Consider the following 22,531-nt stretch of genomic DNA (forward strand, 5'->3'; position numbering starts at 1 on the left):
GTAGGAGCGCGAGCGGCACGAGCAGAAACTAAGTCTCTGACTGATGTGAGACAAGCTCTTGTTTTTGCGCCATCTGCTTGCTAGTGGGCCATCCACCGCACCGTCCCCCGCTCACGTCCACTCATATGTGTCCATATTCACCTCCGTCGCCGCGCTCCGTATTCAAATTGTGTCCTTCGGTCGCCGGCCTCTCACCTCGGCGCGAACCCCGAGCCCACGCCCGTCGACCGCCCACGCCCGTCGACCGCCCACGCCCGTCGACCGCCCACGCCCGTCGGCCAGTCGCGTCCGTCGGCCAGCCGCGCCCGACGGCATGATTGGCCGGCGACGTCATCTGGCCGATGCGGTCGCATTGGCGGCGTGGCCACTAATCGCTGCGTTGTCGGCGGTGCGTGGCGTGATCGCGGTCGGGAGTGCGTGGTGTGGTCGCGGCTGACGGTGAGTGGCGGGCGGTGTGTGCCGTGATCGCGTTCGGCGGTGCGTCGCGCGGTCGCGGCCAGTAGCGAGTGGTGTGGTGCGATCGGCGGTGAGTGGCGTGGTCGCGGTGGGTGGCCTGGTTGGTGGGGTTATGTGGTCAGCGGCGGATGGGTTTTCGGCGGCGGCGGGTCGTGGCCAGGCGAACCGCGACGGCCAGGGCTGCTGCGGCGGCGCCTACCGCCGTCGTGAGGGTGGCGGCCCGGCGGACGTCGGCCGGGGTCGGGGGCCGGCCGTCGCCCAGGTGCGGGCGCTGCTCGACGCGGGTGCCGTAGACGTTGCGGCCGCCCAGGCGTACGCCCAGGGCGCCGGCGGCGGCGGACTCGCACTGGCCCGAGTTGGGGCTCGGGTGGTGGCTGCCGTCGCGGCGCCAGATGCGGAAGGCCTCGGACGGGCGGCCGCCGACCAGGGGGGCGGCGGCGACCGTCAGGGCCGCGGTGAGGCGGCTCGGGATCAGGTTCGTCGCGTCGTCCAGGCGGGCACTGGCCGTACCGAAGCGGGCATATCGGTCTGAACGGTGACCCACCATGGCATCGAGTGTGTTCACCGCCCGGTAGCCGACGATGCCCGGCACTCCGGCCACTGCGGCCCAGAAAAGTGGGGCCACCACGGCGTCGGAGGTGTTTTCGGCCAGGGATTCGACGGTGGCCCGGGCCAGTTCGGGAGGCCCGAGGGCGGAAGGGTCGCGGCCGCACAGGTTCGGTAGTTGGGCACGGGCGGCGGACAGGTCGCCGGCGGATAGCCTGGCGGCCATGACGCGGCCCTCGCGGGCGAGGCTGGTGCCGCCCAGGGCGGACCAGGTGGCCGCGGCCATCAGTGCTGTCCTGGCGATCGGGCGGTCGCGGGTGAGGCGGGTGGCGGCCAGTGCGGCCAGGACGGGTGCGCCGACCGCCACGGCCGTGAACTTGGCGCCGGAGGTGCGGTTGTCGGCGTAGAGGCGGCGCTCAAGTGCGCCGGCGAACCGGCCGAAGCCGGCTACCGGATGCCAGCGCCGCGGGTCGCCGAAGAGCGCGTCGAGGACGGCTCCGAGCGCGATCCCGATGGCGTCGGGGCGGGTGGCGGCCAAGGTTTTCATGGGGCCGAAGGTACCGGGAGGCTCTGACACTTTTCGGGGCGGCTACGAATTCGTGACGCTGCGAAGTTTTTCGACTACCGATTGCCGTCGAGCGGATTTTCTGTCGTACCGCCGGGCCAGAATGGCGGCGTGGAACGAAACGGTGGTCTGCTCGTCGCGGGAACGACGTCGGATGCGGGCAAGAGTCTGCTGACGGCGGGGATCTGCCGGTGGCTGCATCGGCGAGGGGTGAACGTGGCGCCGTTCAAGGCGCAGAACATGTCGAACAACTCGGCGGTGGCGATCGAGCCGGACGGCACCGGCGGCGAGATCGGGCGGGCGCAGGCTTTACAGGCGGTCGCGTGCGGGCTCGCGCCGAGTGTGCGGTTCAACCCCGTGCTGCTGAAGCCGGGGTCGGACCGGCGCAGCCAGGTCATCGTGCTCGGGCAGGCGGTCGGGCACATCGGCGCGGCGAACTACGCGGAGATCAAGGACCGGCTGCGCGGGACGGTGCTGGAGACGCTGGCGGACCTGCGGCGGCGGCACGACGTGGTGATCTGCGAGGGGGCGGGCAGTCCGGCGGAGATCAACCTGCGGGCGATGGACCTGGCCAACATGGGGCTGGCGCGGGCGGCGAACCTGCCGGTGATCGTGGTCGGGGACATCGATCGGGGTGGAGTGTTCGCGGCGCTGTTCGGGACCGTGGCGCTGCTCGACGCGGAGGATCAGGCGCTGGTCAGCGGGTTCGTCATCAACAAGTTCCGCGGCGACGCCGGGCTGCTGCGGCCGGGAGTGGAGCAGTTGACGCAGCTCACGGGGCGCCCGACGTTCGGGGTGCTGCCGTGGTCGTATGACCTGTGGCTGGATGCCGAGGACTCGCTCGCATACGACGGTCGCGTGCTGGGGCGGCCCGGACCGGCGCGGGGGAGCCAGTGGCTGCGGGTGGCGGTCGTGCGGCTGCCGCGGCTGTCGAACGCCACCGACGCGGAGGCGCTGGCGTGTGAGCCGGGGGTGCAGGTGCGGCTGACGGTGGAGGCGGCCGACCTGGCCGACGTCGACCTGGTCGTCATCCCGGGCAGTAAGTCCACTGTGGACGATCTGGCCTGGCTGCGGGAGCGCGGGCTGGCCGACGCGATCGTCCGGCACGCCAAGGCCGGGCGGCCCGTGCTGGGGATCTGCGGCGGGTTCCAGATGCTCGCCGAGCGCATCGACGACGAGGTGGAGAGCCGGCGCGGGACCGTGGCCGGGCTCGGGCTGCTGCCGGTCGACATCGCGTTCGCCGAGCGCAAGACCCTGGCGCTGCCGGAGGGGACGGCGTTCGACGGGGTGCCGGTCAGGGGCTACGAGATTCATCACGGGCAGGTGACGCGGGGTGCGCAGCAGCCGTTCATCCGGCTGCCGGACGGCACCGGCGAGGGAGCCGTGGCCGAGAACGTGTCCGGGACCCACTGGCACGGGGCGTTCGAGTCGGATCAGTTTCGGCGGGCGTACCTCACCGAGGCGGCCCGGCTCGCCGGACGGACCGGGTTCCAGGTGGCACCGGACACGTCGTTCGCCGCGCTGCGGGAGCGGACCGTGGACGTGCTCGGTGACCTGGTCGAGGAGCATCTCGACACCGAGGCGCTGTGGCGGCTGATCGAGGACGGCGCGCCCGCGGGGTTGCCGACGATCACGGCGGGGCTGCGATGAGCAGGGGGACCTACGAGGAGCTGGCCGCGCTGGTGCTGGAGCGGCCGGCCCGGCTCGGGGCGGTGCGGCTCGTCGGAATCGACGGGCGGGCCGGGTCCGGGAAGACGACGTTCGCCGGGCGGCTGGCCCGGGCGCTGGGGCGGACCCGGCGGGTGACCGTACTGCACACCGATGACCTGCTCGACGGCTGGTCGAAGCTGCTCGCCTGGGAGCCACGGATGCGCGAGTGGGTCCTGGAACCGCTGCGCCGGGGGCAGGCGGGGGCTTACCGGCGGTACGACTGGGAGCTGCAGCGGCTCGTCGACGAGTGGACGCCGGTCGAGCCGCCGGACGTGCTCGTGATCGAGGGCGTGGGCAGCGCGGCGGCCGGGATGCGGGCCGACCTGACGCTCGGGGTGCTGGTCACGGCGCCACGGGACCTGCGGCTGCGGCGGGGTCTGGAGCGCGACGGCGAGGCGCTGCGGGGCGAGTGGGAGCGGTGGATGGCCGCCGAGGACGGGCATTTCGCCGAGGACCGGACCGCGGAGGCCGTGGACGTGCTTGTCGACGCGGCGCCGGTGGAGGTCCATGATGCAGAGATTGAGTACATCACCGGCCCGGGCGGGTTGTCGGCCCGCGCGACACTGGAAGACGATCCGGTGAGCGGGCCGGACGGGGAGGAGCAGAGCGAATGAGCACTGACGAGGCGCAGAGCGGCAATCCTCCGGCCCGGCGGCGGGTCGTGCTGACCGGGATCAGCTCGCGGGCCTGGGAGCACCCGGCCGACCGGGGCGCCCTGGTCGCGCTGCGGGAACTGCGCGGGTTCGACGACGTGCTCAAGTCGCTCCACGCGCTGTGGAACGAGCGGGCGTGGCGGCTGCAGTTCCTGGGCAACGCGATCCGGGTCGACCACCGACAGTATCCGCGGGTGCACCGGCTGCTCGCCGAGGCGGCCGCGTCGCTGGACCTGGCCGAGCTGCCGGAGCTGTTCGTGCAGCAGGACCGGTCAATCAACGGCATGTGCATCGGCATGTCGAAGCCGTTCATCGTGGTCAACTCCGGCTCCGTCGAGCTGCTCGACGACGACGAACTGCGCTGCATGCTCGGGCACGAGCTCGGGCACCTGATCAGCGGACACGCGGTGTACCGGACGATGGTCATGATCCTCACGGACTGGGCGATCCGGCTGGCCTGGCTGCCCGTCGGCTCGATGGTGCTGCGGGCGATCGTGGCCGCGCTCATGGAGTGGTGGCGCAAGGCCGAGCTGTCGGCCGACCGGGCCGGGCTGCTGGCCTGCCAGGACCCGGCGGCGTCGCTGCGGCTGGCGATGAAGCTGGCCGGCGGCGGTGATCTGTCCGAGGTCGACACGACGGCGTTCCTGGAGCAGGCGGCCGAGTTCGACCGGGCCGGCGATCTCCGCGACAGCCTAATCAAGATCCGCATGGTGACCGCCCGGTCTCACCCGATGCCTGTCGCGCGGGCCGCGGAGGTGCGGGCGTGGATCGACAGCGGGGAGTATGCGCGGATTCTCTCGGGCGACTACCCGCGCCGCGACGACGACGGCAGCGCCTCGGTGACCGAGGAGATCAAGGCGGCGGCGGCCTCGTATCGGGAGTCGTTCAGCCGGTCGCAGGATCCGCTGGTGTCGCTGCTGCGGAAGCTGGGGGACGGGGCGGCGGACGTCGGCGGATGGGTCGGCGCGGGAGCCGGGCGGATGCGCGGCTGGATGCGCGGGAACGGGTCGGACGGCTCGGACGGCGAGAACGGGCGGACCGCGCCGGCATGAGGCAGGCTGCGCCGGAATAGGTGGACTGCGCGGGCCGCGCCGGGCTGGGCGGTTCGCGCCGGGCTGGGCGGACCGGTTCGACCATGGACGGGCTGCGTCGGCATAGGTGGGTCGCGCTGCCCAATAGTGGGTCGTGCTGGCCATGAGTGGGCTGCGCCGACCATGAGTGGGCTGCGCTGGCCATGAGTGGGCTGCGTTGGCGGCGAGTGGGCTGGGGCGGCCGAAAGAGCGGGCTGTGAGGCTGATCGGGGCTGTCGGGACGGGGGAGGGGGATGCGCAGTAAGTTCTGGCTATGACAGTGCGAAGTGAGGAAGAGCTCCGTGCCGCGATCCGGCGCGAGATGCCCGGTGTGCGTGCCGATCTCGAGGCGCTCGTCCGGATTCCCGGGATCGCGTTCGCCGGGTTTGACCACAGTCACGTCGAGCGGTCCGCGGAAGCCGTGGCGGAGCTGCTTCGGAGGGCTGGGCTGCCGGACGTGCGGATCGTGCGCAAGGGCGGGCAGCCGGCGGTCATCGGGCGGAAGCCGGCGCCGGCGGGGGCGCCTACCGTGCTGTTGTACGCGCACCATGACGTGCAGCCCGTCGGGGACCTCGGGCAGTGGCGCAGCGACCCGTTCGAGCCGGTCGAGCGGGACGGACGGCTCTACGGCCGGGGCGTCGCCGACGACAAGGCCGGGGTGATGGCGCACGTTGCGGCGCTGCGGGCGTTCGGGGACGAGCTGCCCGTCGGGGTGGTGGTGTTCATCGAGGGCGAGGAGGAGTACGGGTCGGAGTCGCTGGAGGATCTGCTCCGGGAGTACCGGGACGACATCGCGGCCGACGTGATCGTCATCGCGGACTCCGGGAACTGGGACATCGGACAGCCGGCGCTGACGACCGGTCTTCGCGGCATCGTCAACGGGTTCGTCGAGGTCCAGGTGCTCGAGAACGCCGTGCACAGCGGGCAGTTCGGCGGGGCGGTACCAGATGCGCTCATTGCACTGTCAAGGCTCATCGCCAGTCTGCACGACGACAACGGGGACGTGGCCGTCGACGGGCTGCTGCGCACGCCCTCGGCGCCGCTCGACTATCCCCTGGAGCGGTTCCGGGACGAGGCCGGGATGCTCGAAGGGGTCGAGTTCATCGGGTCCGGGCGGCTCGTCGAGCGGCTCTGGACGCGTCCGTCGATCTCCATTCTCGGGATCGACGCGCCGGCGACGGCCGGGGCGCCGAACGCGCTCATTCCGCGGGCCAAGGCGAAGTTCAGCGTGCGGATCGCGCCGGGCGACTCGGCGCAGCGGGTGTACGAGGCGGTCAGCGACCACCTGCGCCGGCACGCGCCGTGGGGCGCCAAGGTCACCATCGAGCTCGAGCAGCTGGGCGAGCCGTGCACGATCGATGCGACGGGGCCCGCGTACGACGCCGCCCGCGCCGCGTTCACGGCCGCCTGGGACGGGGCCGAGCCGGTGGACATGGGAATAGGGGGTTCGATCCCCTTCATCGCCACGTTCCAGGAGATGTTCCCGAAGGCGGCAATCCTCGTGACAGGCGTCGAGGACCCGGACACGACCGCGCACGGGCCGAACGAGAGCCTGCACCTCGCCGAGTTCGAGCGGGTCTGCATCGCCGAGGCCCTGCTGCTGGCCAAGGTCGCGCAGCTCACCGCGTAAAGCGAAAAGGCCCCGAACCGGGGCCTTTTCCGCGGACCACGCAAATCCCCCGGCGGGGTATAAGTCCGAAATGTCGGGCCTAGCGAAGCGGCCCGACATTTCGGACAAGGCACCCACGCCCGAATCAGCCAGGGGGCCGGCGAAGTAGCCCGGCGTCCCGTAACAAGGGGTGAACAGGTCAGCTCCGGGGCGGCAGTTTCACGACGGAGACGAAGAACTCGTCGATCTGGCGTACCACGGCGATGAAGCTGTCGAAGTCGACAGGCTTCGTCACGTAGGCGTTCGCGTGCAGGGAGTAGCTGCGCAGGATGTCCTCGTCGGCCTGCGAGGTGGTCAGGACCACGACCGGGATGCGGCGCAGGTCCTGGTCCTCCTTGATGACGCCGAGCACCTCGCGGCCGTCGACGCGGGGCAGGTTCAGGTCCAGCAGGATCAGGTCGGGGCGGGGGGCGTCGGCGTACTTGCCCTCGCGGCGCAGGTACGCCAGGGCCTCCTCGCCGTCCTGGACCACGTTGAGCTTGTTGCGGACCTTGTGCTCCTCGAACGCCTCCTGGGTCATGAGCACGTCGCCCGGGTCGTCCTCGACCAGCAGTACCTCGATCGGCAGGGACGACTCGATGGGCGCGGTCATGCGGCGGGCTCCTCAGCAAGGGCGGGAACGGGGGCGGGCACGGGCAGCGTGAACCGGAACAGCGTACCTTCGCGGTGGTCCGGATCGATCCAGATGCGCCCGCCGTGGTACTCGACGATCTTCTTCGCGATGGCCAGGCCGATGCCCGTGCCGGGGTAGGTCTCCTTGGCGTGGAGGCGCTGGAAGATCACGAAGACCTTGTCGGCGAACTCGGGCTCGATGCCGATTCCGTTGTCCTCGACGGAGATCTCGAACTCGCCGTCGTCGAGCGGCCTGCTGTCGATCACGATCCGGGGCGGCACGCCGGGGCGGCGGAACTTGATCGCGTTGCCGATGAGGTTGCTGAACAGGGCGCCGAGCAGGGGCTCCTCGCCGCGCACGGCCGGGAGGTCGGTGAAGATGATCTCGGCCTCGGTGGCTTCGCGCTGGGCGTCGAACTGCCCGGCGGCGTCGAGTACCACCTTGTTGAGGTCGACCTCGGTGAACCCGTTGGTGAGGCGGCCGATGCGGGAGAACGCGAGCAGGTCGTTGATCAACCGCTGCATCCGCTGCGCGCCGTCCACCGCGAAGCCGATGTACTGGTCCGCGCGCTCGTCGAGCTGCCCGGAGTACCTCCGCTGCAGCAACTGGCAGAAGCTCGCCACCTTGCGCAGGGGCTCCTGCAGGTCGTGGCTGGCCACGTACGCGAACTGCTCGAGGTCCCGGTTCGACCTGGTCAGCTCAGCCGCCTGCTGCTCCAGCATGCGGTTGGCCTCCTCGACCAGCCGCCGCGCCTCCTGCACGTCGGTGAGGTCGGCGTTGATGCGGCGGCGCATCGCATCGACGTCACCGGCCAGTTCCGCCAGCTCCGGGGGTCCGGCACTGCGGATCTGGTACTCGTAATCGCCGCCCGCCACCCGCCTGACCTCTCTGGCCAGGTCGGTGACCGGGCGGGTGACGAGCCGCCGGAGCAGCAGGGCCAGCATCACGCCGGCCACCACGACCACGACGGCGGCGAAGATGAGCAGCAGCACCAGCAGGTTGCCGGACGTGCGGACCTGGCCGGCGACGTCGTCGCGGCGCTGCGCGATCCGCTGCGACAGCGCGTTGATCCGCCCGGCGGCGTCGTTGTAGACGGCCCGCGCCTGGTCGGTCGGCGCCGCGGTGTCCTGGTTCACGCCGTTGGCCCGCGTCTGGGCGATGAGCGGCTCGGTGACTTCGCGGCGGTACCGGGCCGTGGCCGCGGCGATGTCCTCGACGGCAGCGAGCAGCCGGGTCTCGCCCGTGAGCTGTCCGCGCGTCTCGGCGAGGATCGCGGCTTCCTGACTCTGCGCGTCACGGTAGCTGTCGAGATCCGAGTCCTTGCCCGTGAGCAGGTACGTGCGCACGCTCGACTGCTGGCGCAGCAGCTGGGAGTACAGCCGCTCGGTGTTGGCGAGGGCGGGCGTCAGGCGGTCCATCACCTGGGTGGTCTCGCTGCGGTTCGCCGCGGCGGTCCCGGTGGCGCCGACCGCGATCACCACGAGCAGACCGGCGACGACGGCGCACAGCATGGTGATGCGCCGCCAGAGGGACCAGCTGGACGGGTTCATGAAGTCCTCGGGGGAGTGGTCGGCACGAGCCCGGCGCACCGGCGTGCGGGCGGCCGCGTGGCGGAGGTCATGCGGTCTGCGGTGACGGGGTGAGCACGAGCACGGCGATGTCGTCGGAGACCGGGCCGCCGTTGTGGGCCTCGGCCTGCAGCGCCAGCCAGCCGGGCAGGTCGCGGGGCTCGGCGCGCACCGGGGTCTCCAGCACCCGGCAGAGGCCCTCGACGCCGAGGCGGTCGCTCGGGTCCGCGTTCGGGCCGGCCATGCCCTCGATCAGGCCGTCGGTGTACATGAGCAGCGACCACTGGCCCGCCGGACCCAGCGGCACCTCGGCGGCCGGGCGGGACATGCCCGGGATGACGCCGAGCACCAGGCCCGGGTCGACGTTGCACGGCACCGCGCGGGCGCCGGAGAGCAGGATCGGCGGCGGGTGGCCGGCCAGGCGGATGCGGGCCGTGTTGGCGTCGAAGTCGACGGTGGCCACGGCCACGGTCGCGAACAGCTCATCGGTGCGGCGCTCGGCTACGAGCACCTGCTCCAGCGAGTCGAGGACCTGGTCCTCGGGGACGCCGGCGAGCACCAGGGCCCGCCACGCCACCCGCAGCGCCACGCCGAGCGGGGCCTCGTCGACCCCGTGGCCGCAGACGTCGCCGATGAGCAGGTGCAGGCGCCGACCGCCGTCGACGCCGATCGCGTCGAAGAAGTCGCCGCCGAGCAGGGCCCGGTCGCGGCCGGGCCGGTAGATGTTGAACAGCTCGGCCGGCACGTCGCGCATCAGCGGCTGGGGCAGCAGGCCGCGCTCCAGGCGGGCCGACTCGGCCTGGCGCATCTCGGACTCGCGCAGGAGCCGGGCCTGCTCGTCGGCCCGCTTGCGCTCGACGGCGTAGCGGACGGCGCGGGCCAGCCCGGCCCCGTCGACCGAGCCCTTGACCAGGTAGTCCTGCGCGCCTTCGGCGACGGCGGCGGTGCCGAGGTGCTCGTCCTCCAGGCCGGTGAGGACGCAGACGGCGGCCCCGGCCACGTGCTGGAGCACCTGGCGCAGCCCGTCGAGGCCGCTCGCGTCGGGCAGCCCCAGGTCGAGCAGGATGCAGTGCACATCGCGGAAGCGGGCCCGCGCCTCGCGCATGGTCTGCGCGATCTCCACGTCGAAGGGCGCGTCGGCCTCCGCGAGCAGCTCGCGGACCAGGAACGCGTCACCCGGGTCGTCCTCGACCAGCAGCACACGGATCCGCTCACCGGCGAGCGGCCCGATCCGCCGGCTGCGAAGATCCACGGTCGTGCTGACGTCGGCCATGCTCACCGCCGCCCGGTGGGGGCAGGAATTTGCCGCGCGGCACACATGAGGCTGATCCTCCCCTACGTCGCGGCTGGCTGCATGTGCGGGTGAAGTCTCTCAGGCCCGCAGGGGTGAACGCACGCGAAGGTCACCCCTGCGCACGGCTGCGCACCGCCCCGCGTGTCGCGCGCGCCACGCGGGGCCGGCGTGCGCGATCGCCGGCCCCGGCGGCCCTGCTCCCACGCGGCCGGCCACCTCCCGCGCCGGCCGCCTCGGTCAGCCGGGTGCCCGCCCGGTCACCGCCCGGCCCTCGGGCCGCCGGCCGCAACTCGCCATGAGGGGCGCCCGTGTGACGGGGGCGATGCTCGGGGTTGTGGTGGGCGTCACTCGTCTCGGTGGCGGTCGGCGGCGTGGATAAGCTTTCGCGCGTGCACGGGCTCGAGAACATTGTTGGACTCATCGCGGTGGTGGTCGCCACCTCGGTTCTGGCGCGGCGGATCGGGGTGCTCTCGCCGATCCTGCTTGTCGTCGTCGGGATCGGGATCTCGTTCGTCCCGGGGCTGCTGGAGATCGAGCTCGACCCGGAAGTGGTGCTGCTGGGAATCCTGCCGCCGATCCTGTACGTGGCCGCGCTGGAGACCTCGGTGCCGGCGTTCAAGTTCAACCTGCGGCCGATCCTGCTGCTCGCGGTCGGGCTGGTGCTGTTCACCACGGTGGCCGTGGGGTTCACGCTGCGGATGTTGCTGCCGAACGTCCCGCTGGCCATGTGTTTCGCCCTCGGCGCCGTCGTCGCGCCGCCGGATGCGGTAGCGGCCACTGCCGTTGCGCGGCGCATCGGGCTGCCGCGGCGGGTGGTGACGGTGCTGGAGGGGGAGAGCCTGATCAACGACGCGACCGCGCTGGTGACGCTGCGGGTGGCGGTGGCGGCCGCGGTCGGTGAGGCCATGGACGGGTGGTCGATCGCCCGGACGGCGTCCATCGCGGTGATCGGGGGCGTGGCGATCGGGGTGGCCGGTGGGCTGCTCATCGGGTTCGTGCACAAGCGGGTCAGCAATCCGCTCATCGACAACGCGGTGTCGCTGCTCACCCCGTGGGTGGTGTTCCTGCCGGCCGAGTCCTTGCACGCCTCGGGCGTCGTGGCCGTCGTCGTCTGCGGGCTGTCGCTCGGCCACCGGATGCCGACGCTGATGTCGGCCGCCTCGCGGCTGCAGATGGACGCGTTCTGGCGGATGGTGAAGTTCCTGCTGGAGGGGTCCGTCTTCCTCCTGGTCGGGCTGCAGCTGCGAGCGCTGCTCGCGGACGTGGAGCGCCCGTTCGCGTTCACCGCGGGTGCGCTGGCCGCTGTCGTCGGCGTGGTGATCGTGGCGCGGATCGTGTGGCTGTTCCCGACCACGTACCTGGCCCGGCTCATCCCGCGGGTCCGCCGGCGGGACCCGTCGCCGTCGCTGGCCGGGCCGGCCGTCATCTCGTGGGCCGGCATGCGGGGCGCCGTCACCCTGGCCGCGGCGTTGGCGCTGCCGGCGACGCTCGCGAACGGAAGGGAGTACCCCCGCGGGCTCTTCGTGATTCTGGCTTTCGGGGTCATCGTGGCGACACTCGTGCTCCAGGGCGCGACGCTGCCGACGGTGGCGCGCTGGCTGAAAGTGCCTGGCGACGACCGGACCGAGGACGCGCTGGCCGAGGCGTCGGTCCAGCACGAGGCGTCACGGGCGGGCAAGGCGCGACTGGAGGAGATCGCCGGGGACGCGCCCGACGGGGTGGTGGAGCGGCTGCGGCAGATGGCCCTCTCGCGCTCGAACATGGCCTGGGAGCGGCTGGGGCGGGCCGACCGGGAAACGCCGTCCGCCGCGTACGCCCGGCTGCGCCGCGAGATGCTTGACGCCGAGCGCGAGGTTTTCCGCCAGGCGCGCGACAGCGGCCGAATCCCCGAGGAGACGCTGCGCCAGGCGCAGCGCGACATGGACCTGGAAGAGTCGTTGCTGGAGCGAGGAGACCTGTGAGCTGCGTGCATCTGTCGGCGGCCGAGACGCTTTCGCCGCCGGTCGTGGAAGGCTGCCCCGAGTGTCTGGAGGGCGGGTTCACCGACTGGGTACACCTGCGGCAGTGCCTGGCCTGCGGCCACATCGCCTGCTGTGACTCCTCGCCGCGCCGGCACGCGACCCAGCATTACCTCCTCGAGCACCACCCGGTGATGCAGTCGATCGAGCCGGGTGAGGCGTGGCGGTGGTGCTTCGTCCACGAGACGCTCGGCTAGTCCTCCGACGTTTCCCACCTGCGGGTATGCGTGTTCACAGCATGCTCAAAGGAGACCCGGGACACAATCGTCTCCAGTTGGGCATGCAGTGGGGTGCAGCCGTGTTGCCATGGTCAACGGGGGAAATGTTCGTTCGGGGGTAGGGAGCCGGCCATGGCGAGTCCCAGATGGTGAGCGCGGTGCTGGATCTCGTGTCCACACCGGGCGTGCTCTACGCCACCGTGCTCGTGCTGCTCACCATCGACGCCTTCATCCCGGTCGTGCCGGCCCAGGCGCTCATGATCGGCGGAGGCATCCTCTCCTCCTCCGGGCACGTCGAGCTGGCCCTGCTCGTGCTGTCCGGTGCGGTGGGGGTGGTCGCCGGCGACCTGCTGGCGTTCCTGGTCGGGCGCCGCCTGGCCCGGCGGGGCGCGCCCCGCGCTCGCACCTCCCGGCTCTCGCGGCGGGCGGCGAAGGTCACCGCCCGGCTCAACGACGCCATGCAGCGCCACATCTTCCTCGCCGTGCTGTTCTGCCGGTTCGTGCCGGCCGGTCGCATGATCACCGCCGTCTACGCCGGGCGTAACGGGGTCTCCACGCGCCGCTTCGCCACGTATGACGTGGTCGCGGCGGTGCTCTGGGCCACGTACGGTGCGCTGCTCGGCCACTTCGGCGGCGAGGCCATCGCCGACTCGTCGTGGCTGCCGCTGCTGCTGATCGCGGCGGCTGCGCTGCTGTTCGTGGCGGGGGCGCCGCTGCTGGGGCTGGTGTCAAGCCTCCGCAAGCGCAGCGCCGCCGCGGCCGCCGGCGCGTCGGTGGCCGCGGCCGCCGAGGACGACGTCGCCGTCGTGGTGGCCGCGCCGGCGCCCGTCGCTATGGGCCCGGTCGCTATGGGCCCGGTCGCTGTGGCCCCGGCGGCCCGGCGGCCCATGCGGATCTGCCGGCGCCGCTCGGCCATGGAGACGCTGGCGGCGGTGGAGCCGCTGGCCGCGATCGAGGTCATGGTGGCGGCGGAGGCCGTGGCGGCGGCTGAGTCGGTGGTGGTCCAGGTCAGCGGGCTGGAGTCGGCCGCGCAGTAGGGCGGCGGGGATCGGGCCGGCCGGTCTCATCATGGGGCGACCGCGCGCCCCCGATTGCCGAGGAACCGACTTGTCGGATGCCTGATCGCTCTCGAGTGACGCCTGCGGGTCAGGCGGAGACGGGGACCGGCAGCGCCATCTTGTGGGCGCCTTCCCACGCCTCGACCACGTCCGGGGTGACGTGGGCGCGGAAGTAGTCGTTGGCGGTCAGCCGGTTGGTGACCTGCTCGTCGCTCTCCGCGAGCAGCAGGCCGCACACCAGGTGTGCGCCGTTCTGCACCGCGGCACTCAGCCGGCGGTGCCCGTCGATCACGTAGTAGTCCTGGCCGCAGTGGCCGATCGTGAGGGGCTCCAGATCGGCCGGGGCGGCCCCGGCGAGCTCCTGGGCCAGGGTCTCGTCGGCGTAGTCGATGCGGCGGGTCGGGTACACCCGCATCGGGTCCAGCAGCAGCAGCGGCGGGCGCTCGCGCAGGATCTCCGCGCCCAGGTGGCCCTCGAAGGCGGCCTGGACGGCGGAGACGACCTCGTCGGGGGTGGCCCGGGTGCTGTCCGCGACCAGGTCGTAGTTGCGCAGCTTGTACTTGTCCGCGCCATACCTGGTCAGGAAGCGCATCCGCTCGCTCTCGCTGCGGCTGTGCAGGTTGCGCTTGGCCTCGTCAAGCGAGGCGTAGTTCTCGACATCGGAGTGCGGGCGGCCCAGGACGCGGCGGGCGGCCTCGGTGGGCTCCGTGATGAGGTGGACCTTGAACGCCTCGTGGAAGAAGAACCAGGCCAGCCGGCTGTCGACGATGAGCTGCTCACCGGACTGCGCGATCTCGGTCTGCAGGTTGTCCACGGCGCTGTCGATGGCGTCGTCGAGCTCGGCGTGGAGGTTGAGCTGCAGGGCGGTCATGCCGCGGCGCTGGGCCATCTCCCGGTACATGTCACCGACGCTGATGCGGCGCAGGCCCAGCCGGGTCGCGAGCTCGACCGACACGGTGGACTTGCCGCTGCCGAGGTCCCCGTTGATGACGACCGACCGGTGATTGCTCATGCGCCAACTCTCCAGGTAGTGAGGCGTCGCGAGCCTAACACGCCCTTGTTGCACCGGCTTTTGCCGTTCAACCCCGAGAAGTACGCATCGGATTCACCCGAATGCGCTGCGCGGGGCGGTAATCCCCAGGAAACATCACAGTGGCACGATCGGCCGCCATCGCCTCGAACGGAGGTCCCGTTGTTCCTGACCCGCCACGAACAGGAGCGCCTGCTGATCCACGTCGCCGCCGACGTGGCCCAACGCCGCAAGGATCGCGGGCTGAAGCTGAACTACCCGGAGGCCGTCGCCATCATCACCGCCTTCCTGCTCGAGGGCGCGCGGGACGGGCGGACCGTTGTCGACCTGATGGAGGCCGGGCGGCACGTGCTCGGCCGCGCCGACGTCCTGGAGGGCGTCCCCGAGATGCTGGTGGAGGTGCAGGTGGAGGCGACGTTCCCGGACGGCACCAAGCTCGTGACCGTCCACCACCCGATCCCGTGATCCCCGGCGAGGTGATCCCCGGCGACGGGCCGGTGGAGATCAACCAGGGCCGGGAGACCCGGACGATGGCTGTGCGCAACACGGGAGACCGGCCGGTGCAGGTCGGCTCGCACTACCACTTCGCCGAGGCCAACGACGCCCTCGAGTTCGACCGCGAGGCCGCCTGGGGCCATCGCCTCGACATCCCGGCCGGCACCTCGGTGCGCTTCGAGCCCGGGGTGGAGCGCCAGATAGCCCTCGTCGCGCTGGCCGGCAATCGAATCGTTCCTGGTCTGCGCGGCCGGGCCGGGGGAGCGCTGTGACACAGATCGAGCGACGGCGGTACCAGAACCTCTACGGGCCGACCACGGGCGACCGCGTACGGCTGGCCGACACCGACCTGTTCATCCAGGTGGAGGAGGACCACTGCGCCGGCGGGGACGAGGCCGTCTTCGGCGGGGGCAAGGTCATCCGGGAGTCGATGGGCCAGGCCCGGGCCACCCGCGCCGACGGCACCCCCGACACCGTCATCACCGGCGCGATAATCCTCGACCACTGGGGCATCGTGAAGGCCGACGTCGGCATCCGCGACGGCCGGATCGTCGGCATCGGCCGGGCCGGCAACCCGGACATCATGGACGGCGTCGATCCGGCGCTCGTCATCGGCCCGTCGACGGAGATCATCGCCGGGAACGGCCGTATCCTCACCGCCGGCGCCATCGACTGCCACGTCCACCTCATCGCGCCGTTGATTCTGGAAGAGGCGCTGGCCAGCGGCGTCACCACCATCGTCGCCGGCGGCACCGGCCCGGCCGAGGGCAGCAAGGCGACGACCGTCACGCCCGGCGCCTGGCACCTGGCCCGGATGTTCGAGGCGCTCGACCCGTGGCCCATCAACGTGCTGCTGCTCGGCAAGGGCAACACCGTCTCCGAGGAGGCGATGTGGGAGCAGCTGCGCGGCGGGGCCGGGGGCTTCAAGCTCCACGAGGACTGGGGTACCACCCCGGCCGCCATCGACGCCTGCCTGCGGGTCGCGGACGCCTCCGGAGTGCAGGTCAACATCCACACCGACACGCTGAACGAGGCCGGCTTCGTCGAGGAGACGCTGCGGGCGATCGGCGGGCGGAGCATCCACGCGTACCACACGGAGGGGGCCGGCGGCGGGCACGCACCCGACATCATCACCGTCGCGTCGCACCCGAACGTGCTGCCGTCCTCGACGAACCCGACCCGCCCGTACACCCGCAACACCCTCAGCGAGCATCTCGACATGCTCATCGTGTGCCACCACCTGAACCCGAGCGTCCCCGAGGACCTCGCGTTCGCCGAGAGCCGGATCCGGCCCTCGACGATGGCCGCCGAGGACCTCCTGCACGACCTCGGCGCGATCTCGATCATCGGCTCCGACTCGCAGGCCATGGGCCGGGTCGGCGAGGTCGTGCTGCGGACCTGGCAGACCGCGCACGTCATGAAGCGGCGCCGGGGTGCCCTGGCCGGGGACGGGGCCGCCGACAACGAGCGGGCGAAGCGCTACATCGCGAAGTACACCATCTGCCCGGCCGTTGCTTCCGGCATCGACCACGAGGTCGGCTCGGTCGCGATCGGCAAGCTCGCCGACCTGGTCCTCTGGGACCCGGCGTTCTTCGGCGTGCGGCCGCACGCGGTGGTCAAGGGCGGTGCGATCGCGTGGGGCGCGATGGGCGACGCGAACGCCTCCATCCCCACCCCGCAGCCGATCCTGTCGCGGCCCATGTTCGGCGCCTACGGGGCGGCGGCGCCGGCGACGAGCCTCGCGTTCGTCGCCCCCGCGGCGATCGAGGACGGCCTGGCCGACCGGCTCGGCCTGCGCCGCCGGCTCGCCGCCGTCGGCAACACCCGCTCGATCGGCAAGGCCGACCTCCCGCGCAACGACGCCACGCCGCGCATCGAGGTCGAGCCGGACACCTTCACCGTGCGCATCGACGGCGAAGTGGTCGACCCGGACCCGGTCGAGGAGCTTCCAATGGCGCAGCGGTACTTCCTGTTCTGAGCCATGCACACCAGTCTTCTGCTCCTGGCCGACGGCCGCTTCCCCTCCGGAGGCCATGCGCACTCCGGAGGGCTGGAGGCCGCGGTGGTCCGCGAACGCGTCCGCGACCTCGACGACCTGCGCGAGTTCCTGCGGGGCCGCCTCCGCACGGCCGGACTTGTCACAGCCGCCTTCACGGCGGCGGCGTGCGCGCGCCCGGAGGACATGGAGCTCCTCGAGGCGGAGCTCGCCGCCCGGACCCCGTCCCCGGCACTGCGCCTGGCCGCGCGCCGGCAGGGCCGCTCGCTGTGCCGGGCCGCGCTGGCGATCTGGCCCGGGGAGTACGTCGCCCGGGCCGACCGGCTCCGCGTCTCCCAGCCCGTCGCACTCGGGATCGCCGCCCACGCGGCCGGGCTGCGGGCCGAGGAGGCCGCGCAGATCGCCGCCTACCACGCGATCTCCGGCCCGGCGAGCGCGGCCGTCCGCCTGCTGGGGCTCGACCCGTACCGCGTCCACGCCCTCCTGGCCGACCTCGGCGCCGAATGCGACGAGGTGGCCCACGAAGCCGCAACATCCGCCCGTGGCCCGGCGAGCGACCTGCCGGCGGCATCGGCGCCGCTGCTCGACGTCTCCGCCGAGGACCACGCATCATGGGAGGTAAGGCTCTTTGCCAGCTGAACATTCGCACCCGCATCCCCACGACGACCCCCACCACCCGCTGCCGCAGACCCGGCGCGCGGTGCGGATCGGGATCGGCGGCCCGGTCGGCTCGGGCAAGACCGCACTGGTGGCCGCGCTGTGCCGCTCGATGTCGGCGGATCTGCGGCTGGCGGTGGTGACGAACGACATCTACACCACCGAGGACGCCGACTTCCTCCTGCGCAACGGCGTGCTCCCGGCCGAGCGCATCCGCGCGGTGGAGACCGGCTGCTGCCCCCACACCGCGATCCGCGACGACATCTCGGCCAACCTCGACGCCATCGAGGAGCTGGAGGAGAGCCTGGGCCCGCTCGACGTGATACTTGTCGAGAGTGGCGGCGACAATCTCACCGCCACTTTCAGCAAGGGCCTCATCGACAGGCAGATCTTCGTGGTCGACGTGGCGGGCGGCGACAAGGTCCCGCGCAAGGGCGGCCCCGGCGTGACCTCGGCCGACCTGCTCGTCATCAACAAGACGGACTTGGCGCCGCTTGTCGGCGCCGATCTGGGCGTGATGGAGCGCGACGCCGCCGCCCGGCGGGGTGACCTGCCGACGGTGTTCTTGTCGCTTGTCGAGGACCGCGCGGCCGGGCCGGTGCAGGACTGGGTCCGCGCCCTGGTACCCGGCGCTGCGGCGTCCGGCGCTCTGTCGCCCGCTGCTGCGGCGTCCGGCGCTACGGCGTCTGCTGTCGCGGCGACTCCCGACTCGGACCCCGACCGGCGGTGAAGGCCGCGGCCCGGATCGTCGCCGAGCTCGAGGCCGGCCGTACGGTGCTGCGCGTGCTCAAGGGCGAGCCGCCGCTGCTGCCGCGACTGACCGGCCCGGGCGAGGTTCACCTCGTGGGCGGCGCGGCCGGCCCGCTGGGCGGCGACGAGCTGAGCCTGGAGATCGAGGTGGGCCCGGGCGCGGCTCTCTGCATCCGCACCGTGGCCGCCTCGATCGCCCTACCGGCCCGCTCAGGCGCCGAGTCGATGCTGACCGTGCACGCAACAGTTGCGGAAAGCGCTTTCCTGGCCTTCCTGCCCGAGCCGATCGTCGCCGCCGCGCGCTGCCACCACCACAATGCGTCCATTGTGGACATTGCCGAGGATGCGGGCCTGGTGTGGCGCGAGGAGGCGGTGCTGGGCCGCTTTGGTGAGGAGCCGGGCCGGCTCCGCCTGTCCACAACGGCCCGCCGCGCGGACCGCCCGTGGTACCGCAGCGACGTCACCGCCGCCCGCAGCCCGGCCGAACTGGGCGACGCCCGCGTCCTGGCGTCCCTCCTGACCACCGCGCCGGCCGACCCGTTCGCGACCACCGCGGGCGACCCGTTCGCGACCACCGCGGGCGACCCGTTCGCCATTTCCGCAGGCGACCGCGGGCGCGACGCTCGACCCAGCGAGCCGTTCAACGGACGGCCCGGCGAGCCTTCCAGCGGACGGCCCAACGGACGGCCCAGCGAACCGCCCGGCGAGCGGCCGCCGGGCGGCGGAGACGCGACGACGGCGGCGACGATGGGCCGCGGTGTCCAGGCCCGGACGGATGCCCAGCTCACCGGCGACCAGCGCGCCATCCCGCCGGGCGACCGCGGCCGCCTCGCGCCGGGCGGCGGGGTGGGGGCGGCGACTGTGACGGCAGCGGTGGCAGCGACGGCGACGGGCCAGGGTCGGATCGCCGCGCCGGTGGACGACCGGGGGTCAGGCCAGGCTCGGACCGCCAGCCCGGGAGCGACCGCCGGCCTGGGAGCGCGGGCAGCAGTCATGGCCCTGGCCGGCGGTGGCGCCGTGGCGACGGCGCTGGGGGCGGATCTTGCGGAGACCCGGAAGGTCACGGATTGGCTGGTGCCGCCGGCGCTGCTCCTGCCGCCCCGCTGACCGACCGATGCCGGCTCAGTGACCGACCAATGCCGGCCCACTGGCCGACCGATGGCGAGAGGTGTGGGTGTGGGTGTGGGTCGACACGGACTGGCGGTCTGCGCGGCCCCCTTTTTCCCTACCTAATCTTACCCTCCGCCTCCTAATCGATCACGCTTCGACGAGCTTGATCGGCTACCCGGAGCGACGGCAACGTGACGGAGTGGCTCGCTAGCGGGACGACAGGAAGAGTGCGCTGATGCGGGGGAGGTGTTTGCGCACGTCATCGTCGTTCTCGTCGTCCCAGTCGTCTTGCAGCTGCGGGGCTACCTGGCCGGTCCGGGCGCGTAGGAGCATCGGGTAGTCGTCGGTCTCGCCGTACAGCTCCTCGGCCAGGTCTTCCACTTCGCGGGGGGCCAGTTCGTGGGCCGGGAGGTCGCCCGCTGCTACCGCGCGTACCGCTGGGTCGTCGGCCAGGGCGTCGGGGTCGGCTACGGCGCGTTCGTAGTGGTCGCGGCCGCGGGCTATCAGGCCGTCCACGAACGCGTCGGCGTAGCGGGCCACGACGCGGCCGGTCGCCCACATGGCGGAGGAGTTGGCGCGGGCCTGGAGGCGGGTGCGGTGTACGTCGAAGTCCAGCAGTTCGCTCTTGTCGAGGGCGGCCAGTCGCATGCGCAGGGCGGCCGTGAACCGTCCGGCGAAGCCGGGCGTGACGCGCTCCCCGGCGGCGGACCGGGCTCCGTCGATGATCGACCAGAAAGTATCGCTGTCCACGGCCACGAAGTCTTTCATCCCGATGCACACCGCGGCCACAGGCAAGCCGAAAGCGACGCCGGGCAGCGCGGCGGAAAACGCCGCCCGCGAGCGCAGCGGCCGAGCCGAAAACGGCGCCGGCGGGCTCAGCGGGCGGGACAAGAACGGCGGCAGAGGCGCAGCAACGGCGGCAGAGGGCTCGCGGCGGCAGTGGCACGTTTCCGGGATTCGACTCGGGGCGGGCGACCGTAACGTTCTCGGTGCAAGGCCAACCACACCACATCCCAAGGGGAGAGCATCATGAGCGACTACGACACCGGCGACACGGGCTACGAGGCCGGCCACGACGGCGGCAACGACGTCGACTACGGCCACTACGAGGCCGGTCAGCAGCACGACGGTCTCGACCAGCTGCACCAGGCGCACGGCAGCGAGGCCGACGCGCAGTCGCAGTTCGGCGTCTACGAGAACGACCACCACGCGCAGGAGTCGACCGACTTCTCGCAGGGTCACCACGTCGAGTACGACCAGCCGGCCGCCGTGCACTACGAGTCGGACGACTACACCAACTACAACCACGACGCGTCCGTCGACGACCACGTCTTCGCCGCCGAGGGCAGCGAGTCCTCGCACCAGGCCGAGTTCAGCGAGCTCGACGCCCTCCAGCAGCGCTTCGACGCCGCCTTCGCCGAGGGCACCCAGTACCACGCGGGTGGCGGCGAGGCCGAGATCGCGTCCAAGTAGTACCGAACTTCTACCCCGGACGAACATGGTGTGGCTTCGGCCGGCCGGCGGATCAGCCCCGCCGGCCGGCGCCCCACCCACACACGTACAGATCAGCCCATACGCGAAGTGCGCGACGCACTCGGTTGTTCGACTTCGTCCGGGTGTCCGGGACCGTCCGGACGTTCCCGGCCGCCCGCGCGAAGTCGGACATCCGGGTGCGTTTTCGCGTGCCTGAACGACGTCATGAGCACCAGCGCGCCGACGGCCAGGGCGGCGGCGACCACATAGGGGTGGCCCGCGGCGACCAGGACGGCCAGGCCGAATGAGCCGCCGAGCCACTGCACGGTCTGCAGCACGCCGGACGCCGACCCGGCCGAGGCGCCCTCCACGCGGGACAGGATCAGCGTGTAGATCGGCACGAACGACAGGCCGCCGCCGATGCCGACGAGGGCCAGCGGGCCCAGGATCGCCGCGTACGAGGTCGCCGGGCCGACCCGGGACAGCAGCAGCTCGGCCGCGGCCAGGCCGACAAGCGCGCCGCCGATCACCCGGCGGGAGCCGAACCGGCCCAGGAGCCGGGCGACGGTCCGGGCCGCCGTGAACAGGCCCAGGGTCATCGGCAGGAACGCCAGGCCGGTGGCGACCGGGCCGAGGCCGCGGACCTGCTGCAGGTAGGTGGTCAGGAAGAAGAAGGGCCCGATCATGCTCGGGCCGATGAGCAGCAGCGAGACGTACCCCGACGCTCGCGCCCGGTCGCGGAAGAGCCCGAGGGGCACGATAGGTGCCGCCGTGCGCCGCTCGATCAGGACGAACGCGACAAGCGCCGTCAATCCGGCGGCCAGCCCGGCGAGGACCCTGGTGTCGGTCCAGCCGGCGGTGGCCGCGCGGATCAGCGAGTACACGATGCCGAGCATGCCCAGCGTGCCGGTGAGCGCGCCCGGCACGTCGAAGCGGGCGAGCCGCCGCCGGCCGGCTGCGTCGACGAGGCCCGTGTCGCCGGCAACGTGGCGGGGTGTCTCCGGGAGGTGCCGCCGGGCCAGCAGGACGATGGCCGCCCCGATCGGGACGTTGACCAGGAACACCCAGCGCCAGCTGACGGCCGCGGTCACCACGCCGCCGAGGACCAGGCCGAGCGAGGCGCCGCCGCTGATCACCGCGGAGGAGATGCCGAGCGCGCGGTTGCGCGGCGGACCCTCGGCGAACGTGGTCGTGATCAGTGCGAGCGTGCTCGGGGAGGCGAGCGCGGCCCCGATGCCCTGCACGGCCCGGGCCGCGAGGAGCTGGCCGGGGTCGCGGGCCAGGGCCGCGGCCAGGGAGGCGGCGGTGAACACGAGGACGCCGGCGATGAAGACCCGGCGCCGTCCGAGGGCGTCGCCGAGACGCCCGCCGAGCAGGAGCAGACCCGCGAAGGTGATGGTGTACGCGTTGAGGACCCACGCCAGCCCGGCGGCCCCGAAGTGCAGGTCCCGGGCGATGCGGGGCAGCGCGACGTTGACGATCGTGCTGTCGATGCCGAGCAGCAGCTGGCACGACACGATCAGCGCAAGCGCTAGTCGAAGCCGTCGCCGGCCTGTCACGCCGCTACCGGCGAGGGCGGTGT

At 72.3% G+C, this 22,531-nt stretch carries 21 protein-coding genes; 14 read left to right on the forward strand and 7 right to left on the reverse strand.

What is annotated here, in order from left to right; all coding sequences use genetic code 11:
• Positions 1-574 precede the first annotated feature (574 nt).
• Complete coding sequence (locus Dvina_RS06830) at positions 575-1,549, reverse strand: cobalamin biosynthesis protein (protein ID WP_223101498.1); 975 nt, start codon at positions 1,547-1,549, stop codon at positions 575-577.
• 129 nt (positions 1,550-1,678) lie between these two features.
• Here Dvina_RS06830 and Dvina_RS06835 point away from each other — a divergent pair, with 129 nt between their 5' ends.
• The 4 genes from Dvina_RS06835 (at position 1,679) to Dvina_RS06850 (ending at position 6,630) form a co-directional block, all read left to right on the forward strand.
• Entirely contained in the window at positions 1,679-3,217 is a 1,539-nt protein-coding gene (locus Dvina_RS06835; RefSeq protein WP_223101499.1) for a cobyric acid synthase, read from the forward strand.
• On the forward strand, positions 3,214-3,891 hold the full coding sequence (locus Dvina_RS06840; RefSeq protein ID WP_223101500.1) for a uridine kinase family protein: 678 nt from the start codon (positions 3,214-3,216) through the stop codon (positions 3,889-3,891). The genes Dvina_RS06835 and Dvina_RS06840 overlap by 4 nt, the downstream gene beginning before the upstream one ends.
• Positions 3,888-4,982 carry a M48 family metallopeptidase gene (locus tag Dvina_RS06845; RefSeq protein WP_223101501.1) on the forward strand — a complete coding sequence of 365 codons (1,095 nt, stop codon included), beginning with the start codon at positions 3,888-3,890 and terminating at the stop codon, positions 4,980-4,982. Before Dvina_RS06840 ends, Dvina_RS06845 begins: the two co-directional genes overlap by 4 nt.
• A gap of 292 nt (positions 4,983-5,274) precedes the next feature.
• Positions 5,275-6,630, forward strand: a complete 1,356-nt coding sequence (locus Dvina_RS06850; protein ID WP_223101502.1) for a dipeptidase — start codon at positions 5,275-5,277, stop codon at positions 6,628-6,630.
• Between the two features lie 178 nt (positions 6,631-6,808).
• Here the strand turns inward: Dvina_RS06850 and Dvina_RS06855 are convergent, their stop codons facing one another.
• From Dvina_RS06855 to Dvina_RS06865, 3 genes are all read right to left on the reverse strand, one after another.
• On the reverse strand, positions 6,809-7,261 hold the full coding sequence (locus Dvina_RS06855) for a response regulator (protein WP_223101503.1): 453 nt from the start codon (positions 7,259-7,261) through the stop codon (positions 6,809-6,811).
• Positions 7,258-8,832 (reverse strand): sensor histidine kinase, encoded by a 1,575-nt coding sequence (locus Dvina_RS06860; RefSeq protein WP_223101504.1) that lies wholly within the window; start codon positions 8,830-8,832, stop codon positions 7,258-7,260. Before Dvina_RS06860 ends, Dvina_RS06855 begins: the two co-directional genes overlap by 4 nt.
• 67 nt (positions 8,833-8,899) lie before the next feature.
• Positions 8,900-10,123, reverse strand: coding sequence for a PP2C family protein-serine/threonine phosphatase (locus Dvina_RS06865; RefSeq protein ID WP_223105372.1), 1,224 nt, complete (start codon positions 10,121-10,123; stop codon positions 8,900-8,902).
• A gap of 410 nt (positions 10,124-10,533) precedes the next feature.
• Between Dvina_RS06865 and Dvina_RS06870 the strand changes: the two genes are divergently transcribed.
• The 3 genes from Dvina_RS06870 to Dvina_RS06880 all read left to right on the forward strand — a co-directional run bounded on the left by Dvina_RS06870 (position 10,534) and on the right by Dvina_RS06880 (position 13,417).
• Positions 10,534-12,105: a Na+/H+ antiporter gene (locus Dvina_RS06870; RefSeq protein WP_223101505.1), complete on the forward strand. Its 1,572-nt coding sequence runs from the start codon at positions 10,534-10,536 to the stop codon at positions 12,103-12,105.
• Positions 12,102-12,359 (forward strand): UBP-type zinc finger domain-containing protein, encoded by a 258-nt coding sequence (locus Dvina_RS06875; RefSeq protein ID WP_223101506.1) that lies wholly within the window; start codon positions 12,102-12,104, stop codon positions 12,357-12,359. Before Dvina_RS06870 ends, Dvina_RS06875 begins: the two co-directional genes overlap by 4 nt.
• 179 nt (positions 12,360-12,538) lie before the next feature.
• Positions 12,539-13,417: a DedA family protein gene (locus tag Dvina_RS06880; RefSeq protein WP_223101507.1), complete on the forward strand. Its 879-nt coding sequence runs from the start codon at positions 12,539-12,541 to the stop codon at positions 13,415-13,417.
• Between the two features lie 109 nt (positions 13,418-13,526).
• Here Dvina_RS06880 and Dvina_RS06885 read toward each other — a convergent pair whose 3' ends face one another.
• The gene (locus Dvina_RS06885) at positions 13,527-14,450 is read right to left on the reverse strand and encodes an AAA family ATPase (protein ID WP_223101508.1); all 924 of its coding nucleotides are present in this window, start codon (positions 14,448-14,450) and stop codon (positions 13,527-13,529) included.
• 180 nt (positions 14,451-14,630) lie between these two features.
• Here Dvina_RS06885 and Dvina_RS06890 point away from each other — a divergent pair, with 180 nt between their 5' ends.
• From Dvina_RS06890 to Dvina_RS06915, 6 genes are read left to right on the forward strand one after another with little or no spacing between them, the layout of a single operon-like run.
• A complete protein-coding gene (locus Dvina_RS06890) occupies positions 14,631-14,933 on the forward strand; it encodes an urease subunit gamma (RefSeq protein ID WP_223101509.1) in 303 nt (100 codons plus the stop codon).
• Entirely contained in the window at positions 14,930-15,235 is a 306-nt protein-coding gene (locus Dvina_RS06895; protein WP_223101510.1) for an urease subunit beta, read from the forward strand. Before Dvina_RS06890 ends, Dvina_RS06895 begins: the two co-directional genes overlap by 4 nt.
• Entirely contained in the window at positions 15,232-16,941 is a 1,710-nt protein-coding gene (locus Dvina_RS06900) for an urease subunit alpha (protein WP_223101511.1), read from the forward strand. Before Dvina_RS06895 ends, Dvina_RS06900 begins: the two co-directional genes overlap by 4 nt.
• Before the next feature lie 3 nt (positions 16,942-16,944).
• Entirely contained in the window at positions 16,945-17,598 is a 654-nt protein-coding gene (locus Dvina_RS06905; RefSeq protein WP_223101512.1) for an urease accessory protein UreF, read from the forward strand.
• Positions 17,588-18,346, forward strand: coding sequence for an urease accessory protein UreG (gene ureG, locus Dvina_RS06910; protein ID WP_223101513.1), 759 nt, complete (start codon positions 17,588-17,590; stop codon positions 18,344-18,346). Before Dvina_RS06905 ends, ureG begins: the two co-directional genes overlap by 11 nt.
• Positions 18,343-19,473 carry an urease accessory protein UreD gene (locus tag Dvina_RS06915; RefSeq protein WP_223101514.1) on the forward strand — a complete coding sequence of 377 codons (1,131 nt, stop codon included), beginning with the start codon at positions 18,343-18,345 and terminating at the stop codon, positions 19,471-19,473. The genes ureG and Dvina_RS06915 overlap by 4 nt, the downstream gene beginning before the upstream one ends.
• Positions 19,474-19,683: 210 nt before the next feature.
• Here the strand turns inward: Dvina_RS06915 and Dvina_RS06920 are convergent, their stop codons facing one another.
• Positions 19,684-20,244 carry a DUF4240 domain-containing protein gene (locus tag Dvina_RS06920; protein WP_223101515.1) on the reverse strand — a complete coding sequence of 187 codons (561 nt, stop codon included), beginning with the start codon at positions 20,242-20,244 and terminating at the stop codon, positions 19,684-19,686.
• A gap of 261 nt (positions 20,245-20,505) precedes the next feature.
• Here Dvina_RS06920 and Dvina_RS06925 point away from each other — a divergent pair, with 261 nt between their 5' ends.
• A complete protein-coding gene (locus tag Dvina_RS06925) occupies positions 20,506-20,949 on the forward strand; it encodes a hypothetical protein (protein WP_223101516.1) in 444 nt (147 codons plus the stop codon).
• Between the two features lie 92 nt (positions 20,950-21,041).
• On the opposite strand, the gene Dvina_RS06930 is transcribed toward Dvina_RS06925, so the two are convergent.
• On the reverse strand, positions 21,042-22,466 hold the full coding sequence (locus Dvina_RS06930) for an MFS transporter (protein WP_223101517.1): 1,425 nt from the start codon (positions 22,464-22,466) through the stop codon (positions 21,042-21,044).
• Positions 22,467-22,531 lie beyond the last annotated feature (65 nt).

It is taken from the genome of Dactylosporangium vinaceum, assembly GCF_019904175.1.
In the GTDB taxonomy this organism is placed as follows: Bacteria; Actinomycetota; Actinomycetes; order Mycobacteriales; family Micromonosporaceae; genus Dactylosporangium; species Dactylosporangium vinaceum.

Bases quoted from the DNA above. Each gene is read 5' to 3' on its own strand.
- Dvina_RS06830 (WP_223101498.1), bottom strand. From the start codon at position 1,549: ATGAAAACCTTGGCCGCCACCCGCCCCGACGCCATCGGGATCGCGCTC.
- Dvina_RS06840 (WP_223101500.1), top strand. From the start codon at position 3,214: ATGAGCAGGGGGACCTACGAGGAGCTGGCCGCGCTGGTGCTGGAGCGG.
- Dvina_RS06845 (WP_223101501.1), top strand. From the start codon at position 3,888: ATGAGCACTGACGAGGCGCAGAGCGGCAATCCTCCGGCCCGGCGGCGG.
- Dvina_RS06850 (WP_223101502.1), top strand. From the start codon at position 5,275: ATGACAGTGCGAAGTGAGGAAGAGCTCCGTGCCGCGATCCGGCGCGAG.
- Dvina_RS06855 (WP_223101503.1), bottom strand. From the start codon at position 7,261: ATGACCGCGCCCATCGAGTCGTCCCTGCCGATCGAGGTACTGCTGGTC.
- Dvina_RS06860 (WP_223101504.1), bottom strand. From the start codon at position 8,832: ATGAACCCGTCCAGCTGGTCCCTCTGGCGGCGCATCACCATGCTGTGC.
- Dvina_RS06865 (WP_223105372.1), bottom strand. From the start codon at position 10,123: ATGGCCGACGTCAGCACGACCGTGGATCTTCGCAGCCGGCGGATCGGG.
- Dvina_RS06885 (WP_223101508.1), bottom strand. From the start codon at position 14,450: ATGAGCAATCACCGGTCGGTCGTCATCAACGGGGACCTCGGCAGCGGC.
- Dvina_RS06905 (WP_223101512.1), top strand. From the start codon at position 16,945: ATGCACACCAGTCTTCTGCTCCTGGCCGACGGCCGCTTCCCCTCCGGA.
- Dvina_RS06920 (WP_223101515.1), bottom strand. From the start codon at position 20,244: ATGAAAGACTTCGTGGCCGTGGACAGCGATACTTTCTGGTCGATCATC.
- Dvina_RS06925 (WP_223101516.1), top strand. From the start codon at position 20,506: ATGAGCGACTACGACACCGGCGACACGGGCTACGAGGCCGGCCACGAC.